Raw genomic sequence first — 269 nt, forward strand, 5'->3', positions numbered from 1 at the left:
GTGACCCGGTAGGGATTCGAACCCTAGACCTACTGATTCGTAGTCAGTCACTCTATCCAGCTGAGCTACCGAGTCATGTGGGAATGAAGGTAAACCTTCATTCCATTTTTCTGGCAGGGGCAGAAGGAATCGAACCCTCAACCAATGGTTTTGGAGACCACTACTCTACCAGTTGAGCTATACCCCTACAAAAATCAGCGGCTTCCTATCCTCCCAGGGGGCCTCCCCCCAAGTACTTTCGGCGTTTGCGGGCTTAACTGCTGTGTTCG

Annotated in this window: 2 tRNA genes and 1 rRNA gene; all 3 read right to left on the reverse strand. The window is 51.7% G+C overall.

Features of this window, described 5'->3' with window-relative positions:
* Position 1: 1 nt before the first annotated feature.
* Positions 2-75, reverse strand: a tRNA-Arg gene (locus ACE418_RS13535).
* Between the two features lie 36 nt (positions 76-111).
* Positions 112-187 (reverse strand) — tRNA-Trp (locus tag ACE418_RS13540).
* A 5-nt stretch (positions 188-192) separates the two neighbouring features.
* A 5S ribosomal RNA gene (gene rrf / locus ACE418_RS13660) occupies positions 193-269 on the reverse strand; the annotation flags it as partial.

Source organism: Megasphaera jansseni (assembly GCF_047974155.1).
In the GTDB taxonomy this organism is placed as follows: Bacteria; Bacillota; Negativicutes; order Veillonellales; family Megasphaeraceae; genus Megasphaera.